This window comes from Paenarthrobacter sp. RAF54_2, from assembly GCF_052113945.1.
Lineage (GTDB): Bacteria > Actinomycetota > Actinomycetes > Actinomycetales > Micrococcaceae > Arthrobacter.
In genome coordinates, this window is record NZ_JBFRDV010000006.1 from 161,107 (window position 1) to 184,035 (window position 22,929).

General features: G+C 61.5%; 22 protein-coding genes. 14 read left to right on the forward strand and 8 right to left on the reverse strand.

Annotation, left to right across the window (positions count from 1 at the left end; translation table 11 throughout):
* Positions 1–43: 43 nt before the first annotated feature.
* Both AB4Y87_RS07325 and AB4Y87_RS07330 read left to right on the forward strand, forming a co-directional pair.
* Positions 44–589 carry a gluconokinase gene (locus tag AB4Y87_RS07325; protein WP_442003746.1) on the forward strand — a complete coding sequence of 182 codons (546 nt, stop codon included), beginning with the start codon at positions 44–46 and terminating at the stop codon, positions 587–589.
* A complete protein-coding gene (locus AB4Y87_RS07330; protein ID WP_442003747.1) occupies positions 586–1,989 on the forward strand; it encodes a GntT/GntP/DsdX family permease in 1,404 nt (467 codons plus the stop codon). The genes AB4Y87_RS07325 and AB4Y87_RS07330 overlap by 4 nt, the downstream gene beginning before the upstream one ends.
* A gap of 102 nt (positions 1,990–2,091) precedes the next feature.
* On the opposite strand, the gene AB4Y87_RS07335 is transcribed toward AB4Y87_RS07330, so the two are convergent.
* The 4 genes from AB4Y87_RS07335 to AB4Y87_RS07350 all read right to left on the reverse strand — a co-directional run bounded on the left by AB4Y87_RS07335 (position 2,092) and on the right by AB4Y87_RS07350 (position 5,229).
* Positions 2,092–2,922, reverse strand: coding sequence for an anti-sigma factor (locus AB4Y87_RS07335; protein ID WP_442003748.1), 831 nt, complete (start codon positions 2,920–2,922; stop codon positions 2,092–2,094).
* 1 nt (position 2,923) lies between these two features.
* A complete protein-coding gene (gene sigK / locus AB4Y87_RS07340; RefSeq protein ID WP_442003749.1) occupies positions 2,924–3,640 on the reverse strand; it encodes an ECF RNA polymerase sigma factor SigK in 717 nt (238 codons plus the stop codon).
* 78 nt (positions 3,641–3,718) lie between these two features.
* A complete protein-coding gene (locus AB4Y87_RS07345) occupies positions 3,719–4,186 on the reverse strand; it encodes a tRNA (cytidine(34)-2'-O)-methyltransferase (RefSeq protein ID WP_216924056.1) in 468 nt (155 codons plus the stop codon).
* Positions 4,187–4,284: 98 nt separating this feature from the next.
* Positions 4,285–5,229 (reverse strand): J domain-containing protein, encoded by a 945-nt coding sequence (locus tag AB4Y87_RS07350; RefSeq protein WP_442003750.1) that lies wholly within the window; start codon positions 5,227–5,229, stop codon positions 4,285–4,287.
* 122 nt (positions 5,230–5,351) lie between these two features.
* Between AB4Y87_RS07350 and AB4Y87_RS07355 the strand changes: the two genes are divergently transcribed.
* Both AB4Y87_RS07355 and AB4Y87_RS07360 read left to right on the forward strand, forming a co-directional pair.
* On the forward strand, positions 5,352–6,254 hold the full coding sequence (locus AB4Y87_RS07355) for a diacylglycerol/lipid kinase family protein (RefSeq protein WP_442003751.1): 903 nt from the start codon (positions 5,352–5,354) through the stop codon (positions 6,252–6,254).
* Between the two features lie 123 nt (positions 6,255–6,377).
* Positions 6,378–7,058 (forward strand): hypothetical protein, encoded by a 681-nt coding sequence (locus tag AB4Y87_RS07360; RefSeq protein ID WP_442003752.1) that lies wholly within the window; start codon positions 6,378–6,380, stop codon positions 7,056–7,058.
* A 21-nt stretch (positions 7,059–7,079) separates the two neighbouring features.
* Here the strand turns inward: AB4Y87_RS07360 and AB4Y87_RS07365 are convergent, their stop codons facing one another.
* Positions 7,080–7,499 (reverse strand): hypothetical protein, encoded by a 420-nt coding sequence (locus AB4Y87_RS07365; protein ID WP_442003753.1) that lies wholly within the window; start codon positions 7,497–7,499, stop codon positions 7,080–7,082.
* A 91-nt stretch (positions 7,500–7,590) separates the two neighbouring features.
* Here AB4Y87_RS07365 and AB4Y87_RS07370 point away from each other — a divergent pair, with 91 nt between their 5' ends.
* Both AB4Y87_RS07370 and AB4Y87_RS07375 read left to right on the forward strand, forming a co-directional pair.
* Positions 7,591–8,274 (forward strand): helix-turn-helix transcriptional regulator, encoded by a 684-nt coding sequence (locus AB4Y87_RS07370; protein WP_442003754.1) that lies wholly within the window; start codon positions 7,591–7,593, stop codon positions 8,272–8,274.
* A gap of 57 nt (positions 8,275–8,331) precedes the next feature.
* Positions 8,332–9,561: a cysteine desulfurase family protein gene (locus AB4Y87_RS07375; protein ID WP_442003755.1), complete on the forward strand. Its 1,230-nt coding sequence runs from the start codon at positions 8,332–8,334 to the stop codon at positions 9,559–9,561.
* Between the two features lie 8 nt (positions 9,562–9,569).
* Here the strand turns inward: AB4Y87_RS07375 and AB4Y87_RS07380 are convergent, their stop codons facing one another.
* The gene (locus tag AB4Y87_RS07380; RefSeq protein ID WP_442003756.1) at positions 9,570–10,823 is read right to left on the reverse strand and encodes an NAD(P)/FAD-dependent oxidoreductase; all 1,254 of its coding nucleotides are present in this window, start codon (positions 10,821–10,823) and stop codon (positions 9,570–9,572) included.
* A gap of 196 nt (positions 10,824–11,019) precedes the next feature.
* Between AB4Y87_RS07380 and mnmA the strand changes: the two genes are divergently transcribed.
* Both mnmA and AB4Y87_RS07390 read left to right on the forward strand, forming a co-directional pair.
* Entirely contained in the window at positions 11,020–12,141 is a 1,122-nt protein-coding gene (gene mnmA / locus AB4Y87_RS07385; protein WP_442003975.1) for a tRNA 2-thiouridine(34) synthase MnmA, read from the forward strand.
* Between the two features lie 95 nt (positions 12,142–12,236).
* Entirely contained in the window at positions 12,237–13,868 is a 1,632-nt protein-coding gene (locus AB4Y87_RS07390) for a hypothetical protein (protein WP_442003757.1), read from the forward strand.
* Between the two features lie 44 nt (positions 13,869–13,912).
* On the opposite strand, the gene AB4Y87_RS07395 is transcribed toward AB4Y87_RS07390, so the two are convergent.
* On the reverse strand, positions 13,913–14,740 hold the full coding sequence (locus AB4Y87_RS07395) for a caspase family protein (RefSeq protein ID WP_442003758.1): 828 nt from the start codon (positions 14,738–14,740) through the stop codon (positions 13,913–13,915).
* 319 nt (positions 14,741–15,059) lie between these two features.
* On the opposite strand from AB4Y87_RS07395, the gene AB4Y87_RS07400 reads away from it, so the two are divergent.
* The 4 genes from AB4Y87_RS07400 to AB4Y87_RS07415 all read left to right on the forward strand — a co-directional run bounded on the left by AB4Y87_RS07400 (position 15,060) and on the right by AB4Y87_RS07415 (position 20,604).
* Entirely contained in the window at positions 15,060–16,688 is a 1,629-nt protein-coding gene (locus AB4Y87_RS07400; RefSeq protein WP_442003759.1) for an ABC transporter substrate-binding protein, read from the forward strand.
* 126 nt (positions 16,689–16,814) lie between these two features.
* Positions 16,815–17,906: an ABC transporter permease gene (locus AB4Y87_RS07405; RefSeq protein ID WP_442003760.1), complete on the forward strand. Its 1,092-nt coding sequence runs from the start codon at positions 16,815–16,817 to the stop codon at positions 17,904–17,906.
* Positions 17,907–17,908: 2 nt separating this feature from the next.
* Positions 17,909–18,901, forward strand: a complete 993-nt coding sequence (locus AB4Y87_RS07410; protein ID WP_442003761.1) for an ABC transporter permease — start codon at positions 17,909–17,911, stop codon at positions 18,899–18,901.
* Positions 18,898–20,604, forward strand: coding sequence for an ABC transporter ATP-binding protein (locus tag AB4Y87_RS07415; RefSeq protein ID WP_442003762.1), 1,707 nt, complete (start codon positions 18,898–18,900; stop codon positions 20,602–20,604). Before AB4Y87_RS07410 ends, AB4Y87_RS07415 begins: the two co-directional genes overlap by 4 nt.
* 108 nt (positions 20,605–20,712) lie before the next feature.
* Here the strand turns inward: AB4Y87_RS07415 and AB4Y87_RS07420 are convergent, their stop codons facing one another.
* Positions 20,713–21,369 (reverse strand): NADPH-dependent F420 reductase, encoded by a 657-nt coding sequence (locus AB4Y87_RS07420; protein WP_442003763.1) that lies wholly within the window; start codon positions 21,367–21,369, stop codon positions 20,713–20,715.
* Between the two features lie 129 nt (positions 21,370–21,498).
* Between AB4Y87_RS07420 and AB4Y87_RS07425 the strand changes: the two genes are divergently transcribed.
* Together AB4Y87_RS07425 and AB4Y87_RS07430 are read left to right on the forward strand one after the other, a co-directional pair.
* Positions 21,499–21,888 (forward strand): chorismate mutase, encoded by a 390-nt coding sequence (locus tag AB4Y87_RS07425; protein ID WP_442003764.1) that lies wholly within the window; start codon positions 21,499–21,501, stop codon positions 21,886–21,888.
* 4 nt (positions 21,889–21,892) lie between these two features.
* Positions 21,893–22,924: a hypothetical protein gene (locus AB4Y87_RS07430; protein WP_442003765.1), complete on the forward strand. Its 1,032-nt coding sequence runs from the start codon at positions 21,893–21,895 to the stop codon at positions 22,922–22,924.
* Positions 22,925–22,929: the final 5 nt, after the last annotated feature.

Below are 22,929 nucleotides of genomic sequence, written 5' to 3' on the forward strand. Positions count from 1 at the left end.
GGACCTCGGTTAAATCATATTTATTCGAGGAAGGCAGACTTTGATGGCGAAGACTGCACAGCAACCCGTACTGGTGATTATGGGAGTCTCCGGTTCGGGCAAGTCGACTGTAGCCGGCGTACTCGCCGGAAAGCTTGGATGGGATCTCGCCGAAGGCGACGATCTCCATCCGGAAGCCAATGTGGCCAAGATGCACGCGGGCCAGGCCCTCAGCGATGAGGACCGATGGCCTTGGCTTGGCATCATTGCCCAGTGGATCCGTGAGCACACAGATGCCGGTACGCCGGCCATCATCACGTGCTCGGCGTTGAAGAAGAAGTACCGCGACGTACTCAGGGGCGAAGGGGTTGTTTTCGTTTTCCTGCAAGGGAGCAAAGACAAGATCTCGGACCGGCTGGCGTCAAGGCACGGCCACTTCATGCCGCCGTCGCTCCTGGAGTCCCAGTTCGAAGCACTTGAGGAACCCACAGAAGACGAGAACTACATCTCGCTGTGTGTTTCCGCCTCGCCCGCTGAGGAGGCGGACGAAATCATCGAACGGCTCGGCTTGCGTCCCCTGGGCGCCGGTTCCGAAGCGGCAGCGTCATGATCGCGCTGGAAACGGCCACACAGGTGCAGGAGTGGTCCGCGCACGACACCCAGCTTCTTGTGGTGGCAGCGTTGGGTATTGCGCTGATTGTGGTCCTGATCGCCAAGCTGAAATTCCACCCATTCCTGGCGCTGGTGCTGGGCTCGGCGTTTGTCGGCCTCGCCTCAGGCGTGGAACTGGGCAAGGTCATTACCAACTTCGAGGACGGAGTTGGCGGCGTCCTCAAGGAAGTTGGCCTCCTGATTGCCTTGGGCGCAATGCTTGGCAAGTTGCTCGCGGACTCCGGCGGAGCCAATCGGGTAGTGGATACGTTGTTGGCCAAGGCCACCGGCAACAAGATTGTCTGGATGATCACGCTTGTGGCAGTGATCATTGGCCTGCCGATGTTCTTCGAAATCGGTCTTGTGCTCCTGCTTCCCGTGATTGTCCTTGTGACGCAGAGATCCGGGATGAAGCTCATGCGCATCGCGATACCGGCTTTGGCGGGCCTTTCAGTGCTCCATGGCCTGGTGCCCCCGCACCCGGGACCCCTGATTGCCATCAGCGCCGTAAAAGCTGAATTGGGAACAACGCTGGGCCTGGGCATCCTCGTGGCCATTCCCACGGTCATCATTTGTGGACCGCTTTTCTCCCGCCTGGCCGCACGTTGGGTTCCGGTAAACGCTCCCGCCGTGGCGGGTGGCATCGACACCAAGCACCGCGCCGATCTTAGCGACGTCAAGCGTCAGCCCTCGTTCCTGGTGACGCTGCTGACCATCATTTTCCCGGTAGTCCTCATGCTGCTAAAGGCTTTGGGAGACATTATCTGGTCGGACGCGGCCACCGCTCCGATGATCAGGATCTTCTTCGATTTCGTGGGCCAGCCCCTGGTCGCCATGACCTTGGCGGTGCTTGCTGCCACCGTGAGCTTCGGCTACGCAGTGGGATTCACTGGCAGCAAGATCACTGCCAAGCTGGGCGACAGCCTCGGCCCAATCGCAGCGATCCTTCTGATTGTGGGAGCCGGCGGTGGTTTCAAGCAGACACTGATTGGTGCTGGAGTGGGCGACGCCGTCAAGAAGTGGGCGGAAGGTGCCAACATGTCCGTTCTTGTGCTGGGCTTTATTGTGGCGGTGGCACTCCGCCTCGCCACGGGCTCCGCCACTGTAGCTACGGTGACTGCTGCGGGCATTGTGGCACCCCTGGCCAGCAGTTTGACCCCGACCCATGCGGCACTGCTCGCCTTGGCAATCGGCGCGGGCTCATTGTTCCTGTCGCACGTGAATGATGCTGGTTTCTGGCTGGTCAAGGAGCTCTTCGGCCTGACAGTCGGTCAGACCTTCAAGACCTGGTCCGTCATGGAGACCTTGATCTCCCTGGTTGGCTTCGGCTTCGTGATGCTGTTGTCGCTCGTTTTGTAGCCTGTCGACTGCAGGCAAGAACGACGGCGGCCGCCCCACCTACCTCACGGAAGGTGCGCGGCCGCCGTCGGGCCTTAAAGCGATGACGCCGTCTGGCCGACGTCAGGCGCTCAGCGGAACCACCAACACAGGCGGCTGCGTGGGCGAGCTTGATCCGCCAGTGGGTTCCACCGTTATAGCTACTGAGGAAGCTGTGGACAATCCCTTCACCACCGCCGGCTTGGACAACGTCTCGGCGTCCATAGTGCCCTGCGGCACAGGGGCAGATCCATCCTTCGGCAACGTCCACAACTGGTAGACCTTACCGTCGGGTGCCGGGGCAACGCCGTCCATCAACACCACAAAGGAGTCCTTGGCGGAGGAAGCTGAAATGGTAGCCGTGCCGCCTCCGGGAACCTGGGCCGTCTTCTTCTGGACGTCCTGGGCCTGCAGGACCTGGTTCACGGGATCGTTTTGGCCGGCTATGTACGCGCCTACACCCACGCCACCGACGGCGATGACGGCAGCAGCCGCTGCGCCCACCAGCCAGGCGCGTCCGCGCCCGAGGCCGCGACGTTCCTCGCGCTTGGTCCGGGCGAGTGCCAGTTCGTCGAGGACTGGCTCCGGCTTTGGATCACTGCCCGGCCCTGCGGGGGAATCTGCGGATTCCCGGTTGATCCGGTCCATAATTTTGGCGAAGACGGCAGGGGGCGGCTCTTCCTCAGGGGCGAAACCTGCCACCAGGGTCTCGCGGGCCTGCCTGACCCGCTCCTGGAACGCTGGACCTTCCGGGGCGTCCTTGACGTAATCGTCAATCAGGGCCCGTTCGGATTCAGTAACCGCGTCCAAGGCATAGATTTCCGCGAGTTCGAGGACCCGACCCTCGGCCAAGTCGGTTGCGATGTCATTCGCGAACATTCTGCGGACAAATCCTCCACCGTTGTTTTCGCTCATTTCAGCCCACCCCCAAGCAGGTCTTCAAGCGCAGGAGTCCATCGCGGATGCGGGACTTGATGGTAGGGACCGCGGCACCAAGATGCTCCGCAACTTCCCTGTAGGTGAGCCCACCGTAATAGGCCAGGCGGACCGATTCCCGCTGTGTGTCAGTCAAGGTGCCAAGGCACCGGCTGACGGCCTCTGCCTCAAAGTTCGTCTCGGCTTCCTCGGATACGACGTCGCGATCAAGGTCCTGGCTCGCTGCGCCGTATCGGGCTTCGCGGTCTGTGGCTGCCTGCACGGCACGAACGCGGTCAATGGCACGGCGATGCGCGATGGTCATCAGCCAGGCCATGGGGCTGCCGGATGCGCGATCGAACCTGGCGGCGCCCTGCCAGACCTGGACGAAGACTTCCTGGGTGGCGTCTTCGCTCAGCTCGGAGTCAATCAGGACGCGCCTGGCCATGCCAAAGACTCGTCTGGAGGTTAGCCGATAAAACTCAGCGAAGGCGTCCTGATCGCCCGCAGCAATCAATTCAAGCAGGTCAGTGAGCTGCGAGTTCAGGTCTGTCGCCGTGCCAGAAGTCTCGACGACCGGGGGGCCAGGATTGTTGGGGATGTCCATCACTGTCCAGCATAAGTCGTGCGGTTTGAAACCCGCAGCACGAGGGCCCGGCGTTGTGCGCACAGCGGTGCAGCGGGTTGCCGCCACCACCTGGGTCTCCAGCGCGCTCACGTCTGCTCCCTCATTGAATATCAAAGGCAGGAATTGAACCTGCATAGGTTATTCGCAGCTGTGGGCGCCGCGGATGGGCTAGACCTTGGCGCCGGCAAATCCGTTCTGGCGCCACGCCTCGAAAACCGCAATGGACGCGGCGTTTGCCAGGTTCAGTGAACGCAGGGAAGGTCGCATCGGGAGCCGCACCCGGGCAGTGACGTGCGAATCCTTCTTCAGCCAATCCGGGAGGCCCACAGATTCAGGGCCGAACATCAGGACGTCACCCTCACGGTAGTTGATATCCGTGTAGGACGTTTCGCCGTCGGACGTAAACGCAAACACTCGCTCAGGCTGCAGGGCAGCCCAGGCCGCGTTGATGTCCTTATGTACCGTAACGACGGCGAGATCATGGTAGTCCAGGCCCGCCCGGCGCAGCTTGGCATCGGAAAAGTCAAAGCCCAGAGGCTCCACCAGATGGAGTTCGGCGCCGGTGATGGCGGCCAAACGGATGGCGTTGCCCGTATTGCCCGGGATTTCTGGAGTGTGGAAGAGGATGCGGAACACCGTCCCATCCTAGCCAGTCCCGTTCGAGTCAGTCCCATCGCACTGGCTTCATACTGAATCAACCAGTGCCCTCAACCAGTGCCGGAGAAAGCAAGATCTCAGTGCATGCCGCGGAGCAAGCGGGCAAGAACTGGAACCACCACGGTGTTGGGTGCTGGTCCTGAACCGAGGAACTGTTTCAACCCGCGGACCAATCCCGCGCCGTTGACCATCTCAACCGCGTTATGGCTGGACTGCCCTTTGCCGTAGTGGTCAATGACTGGTTCGTGCAGGTTGCCGTCAGGACTGTGCAGGACCACCCAGCCGGTGACGTTCAACTCGGGGAAGATGTCCTGCATGTGGCGGACGATGTGGGCGAGCTGCGGCGGGGCAACGGACCGGCCGCCGTGGCGCAACGAATTGCCGTCCCACGCGTAGGCGCCCCTGGGCAACAGCATGGAACCAACCAATGCCAGCCGGTAGCCGGAAAGCACTGCGTGGTCGATGTGGTTGTTGTCAGAGGGCGAGCGGAGCCCGTTGATGAGCCTTGCGGCGGGGATGGCAGGCAGGACCTGCCTGCTGATGAGCTGAACCGTACGCATCTCGCGCTGGATGCGGGCTTCGGCTCCAAAAATGCCGCGCTTTCGCGGCAAGCCATGGACCTGCTGGGCAGCTTCTGCCATCGAAATGAGGGGAACCTCAAGAGGGTCATCAAAGGCCGGAACGTAAACGGGCGGATCGCCTGCCGTGTTGCGCGGGGCCTGCGGACGTCTGACCCCCGTACTGGTCGCCGCACCCGGCGCGGCCGCGCCTGTGTAGTCGCCCGGACGTGGTTGGGAGCGGACGGAGGCGCCGCTGGCATACCTCCGGTCATACTCGGCCCGACGCTTCGGATCAATCAGGGTCTCATAAGCGAGCGTTACTCGGCGGAACATTTCGGCTTCGCCGCCGTGATCGGGGTGGGCCTTCCGGGCGGCCTTCCGATATGCCACCTTGATCTCCTTGTCCGTCGCAGTGACGGACACGCGAAGAACCTGATAGTGGGAACTACTGCCCTCGGCCAAGCACAGGCCCTTCTCTAGGATGGTGGTCCGCTCCAGGGGCGGGGCGGTATGGCCAGTTTATCCAGCCACTATGAGAACGTCGGCAGCGGGCTCCGTGGTTCCCGGCTGGCATAATTCAGCAGGTGAATCCTCCGGCGCCCAAGATCGCCCTTGCCATCAATCCAACAGCATCGTTCGGCCGTCACGGCCTTGCCGGGGACGAAGCCGCGGCCTGCCTTCGCGCCCGGGGTTGTGACGTCGTCGTGCTGGAAGCGGGGAGCTATAACGACCTCCGGACCCTGGTTGATGAGGCCCTGACTTCAGGCATCAGTGCGCTGGTTGTGGTGGGCGGGGACGGCATGGTCCATTTGGGCGTCAACGCGCTCGCCGGATTGGATGTGCCGCTGGGAATTGTTCCTGCTGGAACTGGCAACGATGTTGCCAGGCTGCTGGGCCTGCCACTCACGGACACGAATGCCGCCTGTAATCGCTTGCTGGAGTCAATGGCTGCGGGCGGGCGGAAGATCGACGCCGGACGCGTCATCGCCAGCGGGCGAAGCACCTATTTTGCGGGGGTCCTGTCGGCCGGATTTGATGCTGCTGTCAACGAAAGGGCGAACTCGTGGCGTTGGCCCCGGGGAAAGAGCCGCTACAACCTGGCGATGCTCCGTGAACTCGGTTCGTTCCGGCGTATCGAATACACGGTGACTGCCGACGGCGAGCAGTGGCGCCAACCGGCGTTGCTGATTTCTGTGGCGAACGGCCAATCGATCGGAGGCGGGATGAGGATTACGCCCGATGCTTTGCCCGACGACGGGTGGCTGGATTTGTTTGTGGTCAAGCCATTGTCGCGGCTGCGTTTCCTGGCAGTGTTTCCCAAGGTCTTCGCGGGTAAACACCTTGGCCATCCGGCCGTGGAGATCCGCCGGGTACGGAAAGTGCGCCTGGAGGCAGAAGGTGTAGTGGCCTACGCCGACGGCGAGCGCGTGGGCAGATTGCCTGTGGAGGTCGAGGTTGTACCCCGTGGTCTCCGCGTCCTTGCCTAGCTGAACCGCTGCTGCAGGCAGTTAGACTCGATGGCGGCAGAAGCGGCTCCCAGCAAAAAGACTCGCCGCCAAAAGAGAGGATCGCCGATGGTACGGAGGGTTGCGCGAAGTCAGGCCCCGGCGATGGCGGGCGCCAAGCCTGGTTGGGCTGCCATTGCTGTTTTGGGTGCGCTGTCTGCTTTGGGTGCGCTGCTTGCCGGATGCAGTGTGAACGTGCCTGATCCCTCAGCACCGAAGCCTTCACCTTCCGAGTCGACGCTGTCCACCCCAACCATCACGCCCGGACATGATGCTGAGGCTCTCGCCGCGAAGGACCTGCCTTTGAGTGCGGGAGGAACATTGGCGCCTGGAGATCCGGTATTAGTGTCCAGCCGCCTTGAAGAGGTGCAGGGATGGTCCGTTGTGCACTCCGGCTTGCAAGGTGAAACCCGGTACGCGAAGACTGATGGGTGCGTGGTGGTTGTCCGGGTCAGCGTTAATCAGAGGCCATTGGTGGTGCCGGGCGATGACGCCGCGTCCACGAAGGAACTGTTCCGCTACTTGGATCCTGGAATTGTTGTGGAGAAGTTAAGGCCAGCCTCATTGCGTTGGGGCCAGGATTCCGGCAAGCCGGAGCGCCACGTGGAATTGTTGGCCTTGGAATCAGCTCCGGCTTCCGGCGGCACCGCTGCCCTGGTACTCGCCAGACTTTTCAGCAGCCCGGCTTCCTCTGTGTATGTATCAGTTGCATGTCCGGATAGTGGGACCCTGGCCAAGGCCAGGGCTGAGGTCCAGTCCCGGTTGGCCGTGGTCCCACCAGGGTGAGTTTGTTTCTTTGACGCTTTGCTATTTCTTGAACGCGGTGGCCAGGCGGTTCAACGCGAGTGCTCCCACCAGCAGGCCGAAGTCCCTCAGTGCGACGTCGAAGAACGAGCCAAGCACCAGTAGGTTGACGATGATGCCGAGCAGCCAGGCAGCGACAACGAGGGAACCCCAGCGCGGCCGCAGGGCGACCACGATGCCGGCGATAATTTCGATGACCCCCACGCCGTACATGAAGGTCTGGGCTGAAACAGGTACCACGGCGGTGGCTGCGGGCGCCAAGTAGACCGTCCAGTCCACCAAGAGGTTGGTGAATTTGTCGAGCCCGAAAATGATCGGGGCAATCGTGAAGATCGTCCTCAGGAGGACAAAGGCCTGCCGGGAAGGGTCCCGGAGGTCGCTGCGGCTGGACTTGGGGCTCATGTGGGTGGTTGCGGCTTCCATGACGCATTCCTTTCTAAAAATAGGTATCTTGATTTTAGATCTCCTTCCGAGATTAAGCAACGAATCTTGTTTTTAGAGATATTCTGGCTGTATGACCACTGCACGCCACTCTTGGCTCCAAAGGATTTCGGCGATCGCCTCTTTGGACGACGACAACCGGAGGGTGTTGTTCGCCTACGTGCGCGGCTCTGCTGATGCCGTAGGGCGGGACGAAGCGGCCCGTGCCCTCGGTATTCCCCGAAGCACGGCCTCCTTCCATTTGGATCGGTTGGTCAAGGACGGCGTCCTGCAAGTGGAGTTCAGAAAGTCCTCCGACAAAGCCGGGCCCGGTTCCGGCCGGCCTGCCAAGCTCTACCGCCCGGCCATGGACGAGGTTGTGGCCTCAGTCCCTGAGCGCCAGTACGATCTCGCTGGGGATCTGATGGCTACAGCGATCACCCGTTCCCTCAAAGGCGAGCTGCCCGTGCGGGACGTTTTGATGGATGTTGCCGACCGCAAGGGCCAGGAAGCGGGCCGGCCCGGCGATTTCCTGGGTGCCCTGGCGGACCTTGGCTATGAGCCAACCGCTGATGACGCCGGAGGATACCGCCTGCTTAACTGCCCTTTCCATCGGCTCTCACAGGATCATGAGGAGGTGGTCTGCGCCATGAATGGCGCGTTCCTTAAGGGCGCGGCCACCGCATCCGGTCTTAGTGCTGACAACGTCCTTCCGGAACCTGGTTCTGGTCATTGTTGTGCCCGGATTAGCAGCCTGGAACCGGGCTCCAAGACCTGACCCCAAAACTGGACACTGACGCCGTCGATGGAATTACGCCGCCGGTAGAATTGCAACGTGCCTGTATACCTCGATCACGCCGCCACCACACCTATGTCGGCCCAAGCCCTTGCCGTCATGACGCGCGAGCTGGCGCGAACCGGCAACCCGTCCTCCCTCCATGGAGCCGGGCGTCGGGCAAGGCGCGCCGTTGAAGATGCACGCGAAACGCTGGCGGCGGCCGCTGGCGCCCACCCGTCCGAGGTAATTTTCACCTCGGGTGGGACTGAGGCCGACAACCTGGCCGTCAAGGGCCTTTTCTGGGCCCGCCATGACGAAAACCCACGCCGGACCCGAATCCTGTGCTCCGCCGTCGAACATCATGCGGTCATGGACACGGTGGAGTGGCTTGAGCGTCATGAGGGGGCCGAAGCCGTGTGGCTGCCTGTCGATGCAGACGGTGCGGTGCAGCTCGATGCCGTGCAGCGCGAACTGGAGCGCGACCCCGACTCCGTTGCGCTTGTCACCGTGATGTGGGCCAACAACGAAGTGGGCACCATCCAGCCCGTTGCAAAGATCGTGGAACTGGCCAGCCGATACGGCATTCCCGTGCACTCGGATGCTGTCCAGGCATTCGGTTCCGTTCCGGTCGACTTCCGCTCGTCCGGGCTCGCCGCGATGTCAGTGTCAGGGCATAAACTCGGCGGGCCCGTCGGAGTCGGCGCGTTATTCCTTGGGCGAGCGATCAAGTTGACTCCGGTTCAACACGGCGGCGGGCAGGAGCGCGATGTGCGCTCGGGAACATTGGATACGCCGGCGATTGCCGCCTTCGCGGCGGCTGCGGAGGCCGCTACGGCTAATCTGGCCGCGGAGGCCGAGCGAATCAGCAGGCTGCGGGACCGACTCATTGCCGGGGTTCGGGAGGCCGTGCCGGACGCGGTGCTCCGTGGGGCACCCGGGGACGGTCGGCTGCCCGGCAACGCCCACTTTACTTTTCCCGGTTGCGAGGGAGATTCTCTGCTGTTCCTTCTGGACCTCGCAGGTGTTGAGTCATCTACGGGTTCGGCCTGCACGGCAGGGGTGCCCCGCCCCTCCCACGTCCTCCTGGCCATGGGGCTGGATGAAGATACTGCCCGTGGTGCCCAACGCTTCACCCTGGGGCACAGCTCAACAGATGCCGATGTTGAGGCACTGCTCAATGCCCTGCCCGAAGCTTGTTCGCGGGCTCGCCAAGCAGGCATGGCCGGTCATGAATCCAGCATCCAGACAGCGGCAACGGTAGCGCGACGGGGCACCACGGAGTTTTAGCCAGGAAATCAGTCGCCAGGCAAAAGCTCCTCAAGGGGAACATCGGGATTTGTCAGGCGGGTTACGTCTACGGGCACCCGGCCAGAAATCAGCGACTTGATCGGCTTCTGCACGCGGCGCATATTCACGCTCATGCCGGCCACCACTTCGCCCTGCTCCTTCTGGCCATCGCGTAGCCAGAACGCGATGAAACTGCCGTCATCGAGCGAACCGCGGATTACAGGCTCTATGCCGGAGGTCAGTGTAGGGAAACCCGAGTATTCCATGCTGAGCGTGAACTGGTCCGTATAGAAATAGGGGACAACGTCCAGGGCGGCATTTTGGTCCAGCATCGTCTTGGCGGCCACTTTGCCGCCGTTAAGTGCGTTTGCCCAGTGCTCACTGCGATGATGCTCTCCGGTGAAGGGATGCAGGGCGTTGGCAACGTCACCTGCTGCAAGGATGTCCGAGGCGCTTGAGCGAAGTGCGGAATCCACCAGGACTCCGTTGTCCAGACGTAGCCCTGCTGTCTCAGCCAACGATGTGTCAGGCACTACCCCAACGGCAATGATGACGATATCTGCGGGCAGGACTTCGCCCGTGTTGGTTCGCACCGCGGAGGCCTGGCCCTCCTTCCCCTCGATGGCAGCAGCGCTCGCGGGCAGCCTGAAGCTCACGCCGTTCTCTTCGTGGAGTGCCCGGAAGTAGTTTCCCAGTTCGGGGCCGATGGCGGCACTGAGGGGGATTTCTTCCAAACCGAGCAGGACCACATCATTGCCGTAGCTGCGGGCCGCCGCGGCCAGCTCCATGCCGATCCATCCGGAACCCACCATGACAACACGCCTGCCGCCGTCCCTGAGCAGGGATTGCAGGCGCAGGCTGTCCTCAAAGGTCCTGAAAGTCATCACGCCCTCCAACTCGCCGCCGGGCAGCGGAATCTGCCGCGGTTGCGCTCCGGTGGCTATCAGCAGTTTGGCGTAGTCAAGGGTTCGGTCGTTCCTTAGGGTTACGGTCCGGTTTCGCGCATCGATGCCCTTTGCGGGGTTGCCCAGCAGGAGTTCGACGTCGTTTTCTTCGTACCAGCCGGCCGGCATCACCGGGACGCTATCTTCGTCGGCCTTGCCCAGAAGGAACTCCTTGGACAGAGGTGGCCGAAGGTAAGGGATCCGTTCCTCGGATGCCAGGAGGGTGATGGGTCCAGTAAAGCCTTCTGAGCGAAGGGTTTTTGCTGTGGTTGCACCGGCCAGCCCGCCGCCGGCGATGACCATCCGTTCATGTGTCATTTCAGCCCACCTTTGTGTTGGCATATTCTAAAACAACTTACTTTGACTTTAGATTTGGTCCTATGGCCAGTCAAGGGATTTAGCGCGGGCATTGGTGCGGGAGCTAGAATAGTTGGGCGTGCCGGCTCGCCTCAGCCGGAATCAAGAGCCAAAACTCCCTAAAACACAGAAAGCCAGCATGCGAGTACTTGCAGCAATGAGCGGCGGAGTCGACTCCGCCGTGGCAGCCGCCCGCGCCGTCGAGGCCGGACACGACGTCGTCGGAGTCCACCTTGCGTTGTCGCGCATGCCTGGCACCCTTCGCACCGGAAGCCGGGGCTGCTGCACCATTGAAGACTCCCGTGATGCGTGGCGAGCCTGCGACGTCCTGGGGATTCCTTACTACGTGTGGGACTTCTCCGAGCGCTTCAAGGAAGATGTCGTTCAGGACTTCATTGACGAATATGCTGCCGGGCGCACGCCGAACCCGTGCATGCGTTGCAATGAGCGCATTAAGTTTGCTGCCTTGCTGGAAAAGGCCATTGCCCTGGGCTTTGACGCTGTCTGCACCGGGCACTACGCCAAGGTAATCGAAGATGCGGATGGCAACCGCGAACTGCATCGTGCGGCCGACTGGGCCAAGGACCAAAGCTATGTCCTGGGCGTCCTGACTCATGAGCAGCTCAAGCACTCCATGTTCCCGCTGGCGGACACCCCCTCCAAGGCCGAAGTAAGGGCCGAGGCCGAGAGGCGTGGTTTGTCGGTGGCCAACAAGCCGGATAGCCACGATATTTGCTTCATCTCCGACGGAGATACGCGTGGCTGGCTGGCCGAGAAAATCGAAATGACAACCGGCGACATCGTGGACGAAACTGGCACGAAGGTAGGCGAGCACCCAGGTGCCAACGCCTTCACCGTGGGCCAGCGCCGGGGACTGAAGCTGGGCACCCCGGCCTCCGATGGCAAGYCCCGGTTCGTCCTGGAAATCCGGCCTAAGGAAAACAAGGTTGTTGTGGGGCCGGAAGCGCTCCTTGCCATCGATGAAATCCGTGGAATCAAGGTGTCCTGGGCTGGTTTGCCCATCTCTGAGGTTGGGACCGGTGCGGAATTCGAGTGCCACGCCCAGGTGCGGGCTCATGGTGACCCTGTGCCGGCCCATGCACACATTGAGCCGGTTGCCGATGACGAGGGTGTTGAGCGGGCCGAACTCGTGGTCACCCTGACCGAACCGCTGCGGGGAGTGGCACCTGGCCAGACCGTTGTGCTGTATCAGGGCACCCGGGTACTGGGACAGGCAACCATCGACGCCGCTCGTTCCCTGCAGAGGGCAATTCTCTAGCCGTTACCGCATTATTGCCTCCGGGTTTGAGGGCCCCCATACTGGCCTAAGCAGCGCACCGCTGCGGTATGTTGGGGTCCGCACTCGGGATGGCGATGACTGTGGCATTTCCAAAGAAGAGCCCTGGAGACATCAAAGCCGGGCAGATGGTCTCCGTGATGGTCCTTGCGGAGGGGCCGATAGGCAGCGGCGGCGCGCCACCGCTGACAGCCCAAGTGCGGATACCCGTAGAGCGGCTCCGGCGTGGTCCCACTGGGCACCGCTACGCGATCCACATCCGGAAGTGGCGTGGAACCAATGTCTCGCCAGTTACCCTGACGCGCCAAGGCGACCCCTGGCAACTGGTTTCAGAACCTCCGCCCACGGACCTTCGCGAACTCCTGGACGATACCCGTTTCCTTGCCCAGCACGTCTACGGCGTGGCCATGAGCACCTTGGATATCTTCGAATCCACGCTCGGCCGGCGGATGCCCTGGAACCCGGAGGGGCGGGTGGTCCTGAAGGCAAGGGATCGCGTCACGGCCATCGACACCGGATATGAGCGCGGTACCAACACCATCCGCTTCGGTTCAGTGGACCGCATGGGCTACAAAGTACCCACTGCGCTGTACAGGGACATCGTTGCCCACGAAGTCACCCATGCGATCCTTGACGGCTTCCGGCCAGCATGGGCAGACCAGCTGGCCACCATGGAGCAACTTGCCATGCACGAGGCACTGGCAGACCTGGTGGCCATACTGTCGGTGTTTTCTTCCCGTGAGGTGGTCTTCCGGGAACTTGAAGCTGCAGGGGAAGGCTTTGAGGCAGGGCAGATCGTGGACGACGCGATCCTGATAAGGTCCCTCTTTGACTTTGCGAGGGACCTTTTCGCCCGTGGTCCCTTGAGGGAACCATTTGTTGGCTCCGTTCCTGAGGGCTGGCAAACCATGCTGGACCCGCACGCCCGCGGGGCTGTGGTGGTTGGGGCAGTACTCCGGGCCGTCCAGCGGTTGTGGTCGGAAAGAAATGCCCGTTTTGGGGACAACCAAAGCCTGCAGCAGAAAGCTGAATCCGGTTCAATTGTGGCCATGAGGGTCCTGCGCATGGTGATCAGGGGCCTTTCCTACATGCCACCCGTGGACGTTACCTGGCGGGATCTCTTGCGTGGCATCATTGCCGCGGATCTGGACATGGTCCCGGAAGACACCTACGGGTATCGGGATGCCCTCCAAACGGAATTCTCGGCCATTGGGATCCGCCGGGTGTCGCTGAACAACATCAGCGGGGTGGATAACTACCAGGGACTTCGCTATCCCATTCGGCTTTCGGCACTGGGATCCGACCCCCAGGAAGTGCAACGCTTCGTGTGGGAAAACCCGAGGCTCTTGGACGCGGCCCGGCTGGAGCGACGTACTCCGCTGAGCTCCACCCGGGTGCGTACGTCCGAACGCGTATCACCGGACGGCTTCGTCATCTCCGAAATCGGGGCATCATTCATTCAAACGGTGCGGATGAGCCGTAAGGAGGCCTACGTCCGCCTTGGCCTGAAGACGCGGCGGGAATTCGTGGACGTCCGTGGAGGAGGAGTCCTGAGGTTCGACGCCGGTGGCCGCCTGGTATACGCCGCCCTCAAACCAGTAATGGACCGGGAGCGGCAGGGAATGCTGTTTGGTTCCGATCAACAGCACGACGCCGAGGAAGCCGCGTCTTCCGGCGTCAGGGACAAGTTCCACGGCACTGGGGAATAAGGGCGCGGAAATAGCTGATGCCCCTGAGGCGACCCCAGTGAAAGTCAGCTGCCCCAGGCAGCCTTGCGTGCCGCCGTCGTGCCTTCCAATTGGGCGACTTGATCAAAACCGCCGCCTTTGAGCCCCTTGCTCACCAGCTTCAGTACTTCCGCCCGCCCTGCTGTGCCGTTGCCCTGCAGGGTCTTCACAAAGTGATAGGTGAAGGCTCCGTTGTAGCGGCCCTCGATCAGGGCGTCCGCAGCCGTCTGATCCGATCGGCAGGCTGCCATCAGCACGGGCTTGGATAACTTTGCTGATTTCACAAGGTCGCGGAGGGTGCGGGAGTCACTGGACTCGTTTGCGACCACAGCCCGGGGCGTTGGGGCAGGCAGGAAACGCGGGCGTCGGCCCGGCAAGAGGTCCAGGGACTTCAGTCCAGTGCCACTGTGGCAAGTGTCCAGGACGACATCCATGAGGACGCCCTCCGGCAGCCGCCCGAAGAGCGTTGCCAACTCGTCATCACTGATCACCGTCTCCGGGTCCCATGAGTCGCCGGCATTGTTGATGTCGTAGCAGGCGAAGGCCTCGTCCAGCCGATCCATCTCATCGCCGCTGGTATCAGGTATCTGCGTGCCATGGCTGGAGAAGGTGAAGACGATGTGGTCGGACTTTCCGTCCACCGCGCTATCGACCAACTTGTTGAGTTCAGCCATCACGGACTTTTTGTTGGCCTTGGCATCCCTCAGGACCTTGATGCTGGAGGAGGCGAACCCATACTGCGCCTCAAGGAGGGCGGCCAGGTCTTCAGCGTCATTAACACAACCGTGAAGCCAGCTCGATTCGGGTAAATACTTGAACTTGTTGATCCCCACACAGAGGGCTGCCTTGCTCATGTTCCTGTCCTTAGGACTGGTACTTGCACCCATTACCGCGGCGGCCCCCTGAACCGCCGCCTGGATGCTGTCCACGGCCGCATTCTGCCTGTCCGTGATCAGCGCTTATCAACTCGGAATAAAGATATTCCGGCGATCCTTCAGTGGCAATCCTTTGGCGTCCCCCGGAAAACCTACTCGTAGGTAAATATTGTGTCTCGAATCATAAAATCAAGGACCCGGCGGCGCTGAAGTCTGATTGAATCGTGGAATCAAGAGTGCGCCCCGTCACAAATATCCCACGGCGGTGCGCCTAATCCATCGAACAGAAGGTTCACAGATGGCACTGAAGAAGAAGGCCCTGCATGGCGTTATCGCGCTGGCGGGCGTTTCCGCCCTCGCTTTGACTGCATGCACGGGCCCCTCCGGCGGCGGTTCCTCGTCCGCCCCGGCTGCCGCCGGCCCGATCGCCTACGGCACCACAGATAAAGTCACGTCATTGGACCCGGCCGGATCCTATGACAATGGTTCGTTCATGGTGATGAACCAGATCTACTCGTTCCTGTTGAACTCCAAGCCAGGGGGTGCTGAACCGGTCCCGGACCTTGCGGAGTCGTCCTCGTTCACGGCACCTTCGGAATACACGGTCAAACTCAAGTCGGGCCTGAAATGGGCCAATGGACACACGCTGGACTCCAAGGACGTCAAGTTTTCGTTCGACCGACAGGTTGCGATCAACGACCCCGCCGGCCCGGCGTCCCTGCTGACCAACATCGCGAGTGTCAGCACTCCTGATGCCACCACGGTGGTCTTCAAGCTGAAGAACGCAAATGACCAGACCTTCAGCCAGATCCTCAGCAGTCCTGCCGCGCCCATTGTTGACGACGAAGTCTTCCCGGCGGACAAGGTCCTTCCGGACGACGAGATCATCAAGGCAAAGGCTTTCTACGGCCAATACACGATCGATAGCTACAAGAAGAACGAACTTGTCAGCTTCAAGGCCTTCGGTGACTACAAGGGTGTCCTTGGCAAGCCCGCCAACGACGAAGCGACCATCAAGTACTATGCCAGCCCCACCAACCTCAAGCTGGACATCCAGCAGGGCAACATCGACGTCGCCTTCCGCAGCCTCAGTGCCACGGACGTCGATGACCTGCGCAAAGACTCCAAAGTCAAGGTGTTGACGGGCCCGGGCGGCGAGATCCGCTACATCACCTTCAACTTTGACACCATGCCGTTCGGCACCAAGGCAGCCGGCGCTGATACCGCCAAGGCGCTCGCCGTCCGGCAGGCCGTAGCCAACCTCGTGGACCGGCAAGCCATCGCCGACCAGGTCTACAAGGGCACCTACCTGCCCCTGTACTCCAACGTGCCCAGCGGATTCCTCGGCGCCAACGAATCGTTCAAGGATGCCTATGGAGACAACGGAAAGCCGAGCCTGGACAAGGCAAAGAAGGTCCTGGCGGACGCCGGAATTACCGAACCCGTTGCCTTGAACCTGCAGTACAACCCGGACCACTATGGCGGATCTTCAGGCGACGAGTACGCCATGATCAAGGAGCAGCTGGAGAAGTCCGGCCTCTTCAAGGTCAATCTGCAGTCTACGGAATGGGTTACTTACAGCAAGGCGAGCCGTGCTGACGAGTATCCCGTTTTCCAGTTTGGATGGTTCCCCGACTTCAGCGACGCCGACAACTACCTCACTCCGTTCTTCCCGGAGGGCGGCTTCCTGAAGAACCACTACAACAACCCCACTGTGAACGACTTGATCGCCAAGCAGCTGACCGAGGCTGACAAGACCAAGCGGGAAGCAGACATTAAGGATGTCCAGAACGCATTGGCCAAAGACATCTCAACCCTGCCCCTGCTGCAGGGCGCTCAAGTCGCGGTGGCCGGAAGTAGCGTGAACGGCGTCGACAAGACGCTGGACGCATCCTTCAAGTTCCGCCTCGGAACAGTTTCCAAGTAACCACACCACTGTGATGGAAAGGGGCGGGACACTGATCCGGTGTCCCGCCTCCTTTGCTGACCACCCTCGTGGCCGGCATGCATGAGCCAATCCCGCGCAATCCACGGGCAGGAAATACAGGTAACAATGACAACAGTTATAGAGGTACCCGAGGCGGAGCCCGGGATAGTAGCTCCCAGGAGCAAGTCCAAGGCCGGGGGAGGCCTTGGAAAGTACATCGTGATCCGGTTCTTCCTGATCATCCCCACCGTCTTCATTCTGGTGACGTTGGTCTTCTTCCTGATGAGGGTCATTGGAGACCCCATCACTGCTGCCCAGGGCGGACGCCTCCCACCGGATGTCCTGGCACAGCGAATCCACGATGCCGGCTATGACAGGCCGATCCTCATTCAGTACTTCGAGTATCTGGGCCAGTTGGTCACTGGTAATTTCGGCACCACCATCACGGACCGCAGGCCAGTAGCCGAGATGATCACGACGTTTGGCGCCGCGACACTTGAACTCAGCATTAACGCCATTGTGGTTGCCCTGATGGTTGGCATTCCCCTCGGGCTCATCGCGGCCTACCGCCGCGACAAGGCCGCGGATGCAACATTGCGCTTCTTCGCGATCCTTTGCTACGCCACCCCTCCCTTCTTCTCCGGACTTCTCTTGAAGCTGACGTTTTCCACATGGCTTGGCTGGTTCCCGGTCGCCGGACGTGCGTCGACACGAACGGAACTTGCAATGGGAAGCCTTGCTGCGCCGTCGGGCATTTATTGGCTCGATGCCCTCCGCAGCGGCAATTTCACAGCCTTGGGCGATGTCGTCTCGCACGCCGTGCTGCCCGCGGCAACCTTGGGCCTGCTCACCGCCGGCGTCTTCCTGCGGCTTGTACGTACAAACGTCATCGGGACTTTGGGTAAGGACTACGTAGAGGCCGGGCGGTCGCGTGGTGTCAGCGAATTCCGGCTGGTCACAAAACACGCCTACAAACCAGCGCTGATTCCCATCATCACCGTTATGGGCTTGCAAATCGCCTTGATGCTGGGCGGAGCCGTCCTCACCGAGACAACCTTCGAGTGGAAGGGCCTGGGGTACCAGCTGGTGCAATACCTCAATGCCCGTGACTTTGTAGCTGTCCAAGGCATTGTCGTGCTGCTGGCCATCATCGTCGCCGTGACCAACTTCATCGTGGACATCATTGCCGCGCTCATCGATCCCCGAGTGAGGTACTGACCATGAGCACTCCTTCACTGACTGCTCCCAAGCAGCCCCTCTTCTCCCGGCTTCCGGTGGTGTCCCACCTCAGGAAAAGCGTTGGCCTCCAACGCGGCATGCTGGTCGTGGGCGTTGTCCTCAGTGGATTGTTCCTGCTGACAAGCATTTTCGCCCCGCTTCTGGCCCCCTTCGGCTACTCCCAACTCAGTGATGCGTCCGGTTCCTTCCCCACCCAACAGGCACCGGGTGGCAAGCACCTGCTTGGCACCACTGTGGGCGGCTATGACGTCCTGTCCCGCGTCCTGTGGGGATCCCAGACGGCCGTGACCGTCATCATCGTGTCCGTGGCAATGTCGCTTTTCCTCGGCGTCGCCCTGGGCCTGCTCAGCGGCTACTTCGGCGGCTGGTTGGACAGGATCCTTGTAGTAGTGGCGGACGCCATCTATGCGTTCCCCACCCTGCTTTTGGCAATCGTCATCTCGATTGTGATCAGCCGTGGCCAGTCCAGTTTCTGGGGCGGTATTTTCTCTTGTGCCTTCTCCATCACCGTGGTGTTCGTGCCTCAGTATTTCCGGGTCATCCGCGCCGAAACCATCCGGCTCAAGGCTGAGCCTTTCGTCGAGTCGGCCAAGGTACTGGGTGCGTCCAGCCTGCGTATCATCGGACGGCACATCTTCAAAAACGCAACGCGCACCCTGCCCCTGATGTTCACGCTCAATGCCTCCGAGGCGATCCTTACGCTTGCAGGCCTTGGCTTCCTGGGCTTCGGCATCGAGCCAACATCCGCTGCAGAGTGGGGTTTTGACCTGAACAAGGCGCTGGCGGATACGTCCTCAGGTATCTGGTGGACCGGTGTCTTCCCTGGCATCGCAATCGTGCTGACGGTCCTTGGCCTGACCCTGGTTGGCGAAAGCATCAACGACCTCAACGATCCCCGGATCCGTGGACGCAAGCGCGCAGGGACAACGAAATCCCCGGCAACTCCAACATCTTCAGAGGCAGGTAAGCCATGACCACCAACCTCGGAAACATTTCCGATGCCGGGGCCACCGGTGAACCGGTCCTCACCATTGACCGGCTCAAAGTCACCTTCGCCACAGACAGCGGGGATGTCTATGCGGTGAAGGATGTCAGCCTGGACGTCAAAGCCGGGGAAGTAGTGGCGATCGTGGGGGAGTCCGGCTCCGGGAAGACCGTGACGGCCAAGACCATCCTTGGCCTGCTTCCGGAAACTGCCATCAGCTCCGGCGCGGTGGTGATCAATGGCAACAACGTGATCAGCGTCAGCAAATCCGCACTACGAAAGATCCGTGGCCGCGACGTAGCCATGGTCTTCCAAGAGCCATCCACTGCTTTGAACCCCGTGTTCACCGTTGGCTGGCAGATTGCCGAGGGGATCCGTGCCCACGCCAAGGACGGCCATAGGGTTTCTGCCAAGGAGGCCAAGGAACGGGCCACGGAAGCGCTGCGAAAGGTGGGCATTCCGGACCCCGAGACCCGCGTCAACTACTACCCACACCAGTTTTCCGGCGGGCAGAAGCAGCGCGTGGTGATTGCTGCCGCGTTGGCTTTGAACCCGGGCCTGATTGTGGCCGATGAGCCGACGACGGCCCTGGACGTCACAGTGCAGGCGGAAATCCTGCAGCTACTCCGGGACTTGCGGGACAACTACGGCACATCCATCGTGTTGATCACCCACAACATGGGCGTCGTGGCCGACCTCGCAGACCGCGTGGTGGTCATGTACCAGGGCGACGTGGTGGAAGAAGCGCCCTCAAGGGTGCTGTTCGCGGAACCGAAGCAGGACTACACGAAAAAGCTCCTCGCCGCGGTCCCGCACCTGGGCCGGAACTCAGCCTCTGAAGGCGCCCGCGGTAGGTTGCATCAGGATGGCAAGATCCTCGTCGAAGCGAAGAACCTCACCATTGAATACCCCGGCCGGTTTGGCCGTCATGGCTTCAAAGCCGTGGACAACGTCAGCTTCACGGTCTCGGAGAACGAGGTTTTTGGCTTGGTGGGCGAGTCCGGTTCCGGAAAGTCCACCATTGGCCGGGCAATCGCAGGCCTGAACCGGACAACGGGCGGCAGCCTGAAAGTCCTCGGCTACGAGATGCTGGACTTCAAGGAGCGCACCTTCCGTCCGCTGCGGAAGGAGATCGGCTTTGTTTTCCAGGACCCGGCCGCTTCCTTCAACCCTCATCTCACCATCGGCGAGTGCGTGGCCGAGCCGCTGATTATCCACACGAAGCCCAGCGCGGCTGAGGCGCGGAAAAAGGTAGGCGAGCTGCTTGAGTCAGTCCAGTTGCCGGCGTCGTACGCGCAACGCTACCCGCACGAGCTGTCCGGTGGACAACGGCAGCGGGCCTCGCTTGCGAGATCGTTGGCGCTCAATCCGCGCCTGCTGATTGCCGACGAACCAACCTCTGCGCTGGACGTCTCAGTGCAGGCCAAGGTGCTGGACTTGTTCAAGGACATCCAGGAGCAGTTCGGCTTCGCGGCGCTCTTCATCAGCCATGACCTCGCAGTGGTGGACATGCTCTCGCACTGGGTTGGCGTGCTGTACAAGGGCCAGTTGGTGGAGCAGGGCATCGGGAACCATGTGATGGGCTCGCCCCAGCATGATTACACCAAACGGCTGATCGCCTCCTTGCCGGTTCCGGACCCTGATGAACAAGCACGACGCCGGGAGGCCCACCGGGCGCTGTTGGGCGGCTAGGTCCCAGAAACCCGGCGGCTGCGAAGTCCGTGAAGTTGTACCGAAGGTCCGTTCTCCACGCTGGGGAGCGGACCTTCGGTGCCTCCATCGCGGACGGCGCTTCCTGACCTATTCCGAGACGATGGCGATGTTGAACATCTTTCCCTTTGGCTGCTGCATGAAGATCCTTAGCCACAAGGGCAGCCACATTTCCATGCCGCGGGCAGCATCGAGTCCACCAAGGTCCCTGATGTGCTCGGGTGCCCAACCAAACTCCTGCAGCAGGACTGACACTGTGGATTTGGCATCCGCGTCGTTTCCGGCCATAAACATGTCATGTGGGCCCGGAAGGCGCCCTGGATCCACCATCACGGGGGCGCTGACTGTGTTAAGGGATTTCACTACCCGTACCTCGGGGTAGGTCCGTTGAATGGTCTCGGCGATGCTGTCGGTGTTGCAGATGGTGAGAGATGGCGGGAAGCCGGTGGATCCATCAAGGGCATTTGCCACATCCAACAGGATTTTGCCGCTGATGTTGGCCTCGCCGGCTTCAGCGAGGACCGCCAGGCTGACCGTACCGGGTGTGGCGTTGATGATCAGCTCGGACTGGGCGCACGCTTCCGCGAAGGAGCCGGCATGGGCGCGTGGACCAGTCTGCTGCGCCCATTCCTCGCCCTTGGGATTGCCTGATTCACGGGAACCCATCATGACCTCGTGGCCCAGCAACACGAACTTGCCAGCGAGGGCGTGGCCCACCATTCCTGTTCCCAGAACAGCGATTTTCATGGAAGCTCCCTTGGTCGACGTGCAGTGATGCTGCCATTCTGCACCGATTCGCGCGACGGGAACACGGTTCTACCGGCGCCGGCAGGTAACACCCGCAACGCTACCGCCCCACACCATAGACTGGGGATCATGACCGAGCAGAACAATACCCTCCCCGAAGACGACGATTCCTTCAACCCGTCAGCGAGTTCCCTCGCGGGCCAGGTGGATCGCGGCGTCATGGATGAGCTGCTCTCCATCCGGTCCAGCATCGACAACATTGATGCCACACTCGTTTTCCTGCTCGCGGAACGCTTCAAGGCCACCCAGAAAGTAGGAATCCTGAAGGCCACGCACAAGCTTCCCGCGGGCGACCCCGGACGGGAAGCAGCCCAGATCGCCCGGCTTCGCCGCCTTGCCGAGGACGCGCATCTTGACCCCGCATTTGCCGAGAAGTTCCTGAATTTCATCATCAGTGAAGTGATCCGCCATCACGAGGCCATCGCAGAGGATCACCAGATCTCCAGCCAGCAGGCCTGAAAGTATGTCGGGAGAAGTGCAACGGGTCAGCGCTACGGCGCTGGGCCCATGGCCAGGGATTGACCCTGCCGAATCCCTGCGAATCATTCGGGGCGAATTGGGCGACCCCCACCTTCCGTTCCTGCCCGAACTGCCGGACCGCGGTGTCGGATCCGACGCCGTTGGCCGGACAGCTTCGCTGCTGGTGGACTTGGCCGTGGACGTTCAACCCCACGGATGGAGATTGGTGGACCGGGCAGGAAAGGACGCGCAGCGGGCACGATCCGCGCTTGCCACCGACATCAACATCCTGGCCGACATCGCTGGAACAGAGGAAGTTTCAGCCACCGGGATCAAGATCCAGCTGATGGGTCCCATGAGCCTCGCAGCCGGTTTGTACCTCCACAACGGCGAGAGAGCCCTTCTCGATTTTGGGGCGCGCCGTGACATTGCCGAGTCACTGGCAGCTGGAGTCGCAGAACACCTTCAGCGGATCTCGGGAGCTGTCCCCGGAGCGGGCGTCGTGGTCCAGTTGGACGAGCCGGACATTGCCGCAGTTATGGGCGGAACCATCCCGACGGCGAGTGGTTACCGCACTCTGCGCTCCATCCCCGGTGAGGAAGTGGCGGGAGCCTGGCGGTTGGTGATCGACGCGCTCAGGGCAGCGGGCGCCGTCGAAATCGTGGTGTCCGTTGCGGAGATCGAGGCGCCAATCGATCGCATACTCGAAGCGGGCGCCGATGGCATTGCCGTGCCGCTGAAAGCCTTGACAACCCGCCAATGGGAGCACCTTGCCGGGGCAGTGGAAGATGGCAAACGTGTGTGGGCCGGTGCTATGCCCACAATGGGCGCTGATGCCATGCTCCCGCGGACTGCGGACGTCGTGGAAAGCATTTGGCGGCCTTGGAGCCAACTGGGCCTCCCGGCGTCGGCGTTGTCGGCACTACGGGTGACCCCGGCAACGGGACTCGCCCACGTGAAGCCCTCCACAGCGAAGGAAGTGCTCGCTCGACTCACCCAAGTGGCCGACGGCCTGGACCAACTGTCACAGGGCTGATCGGC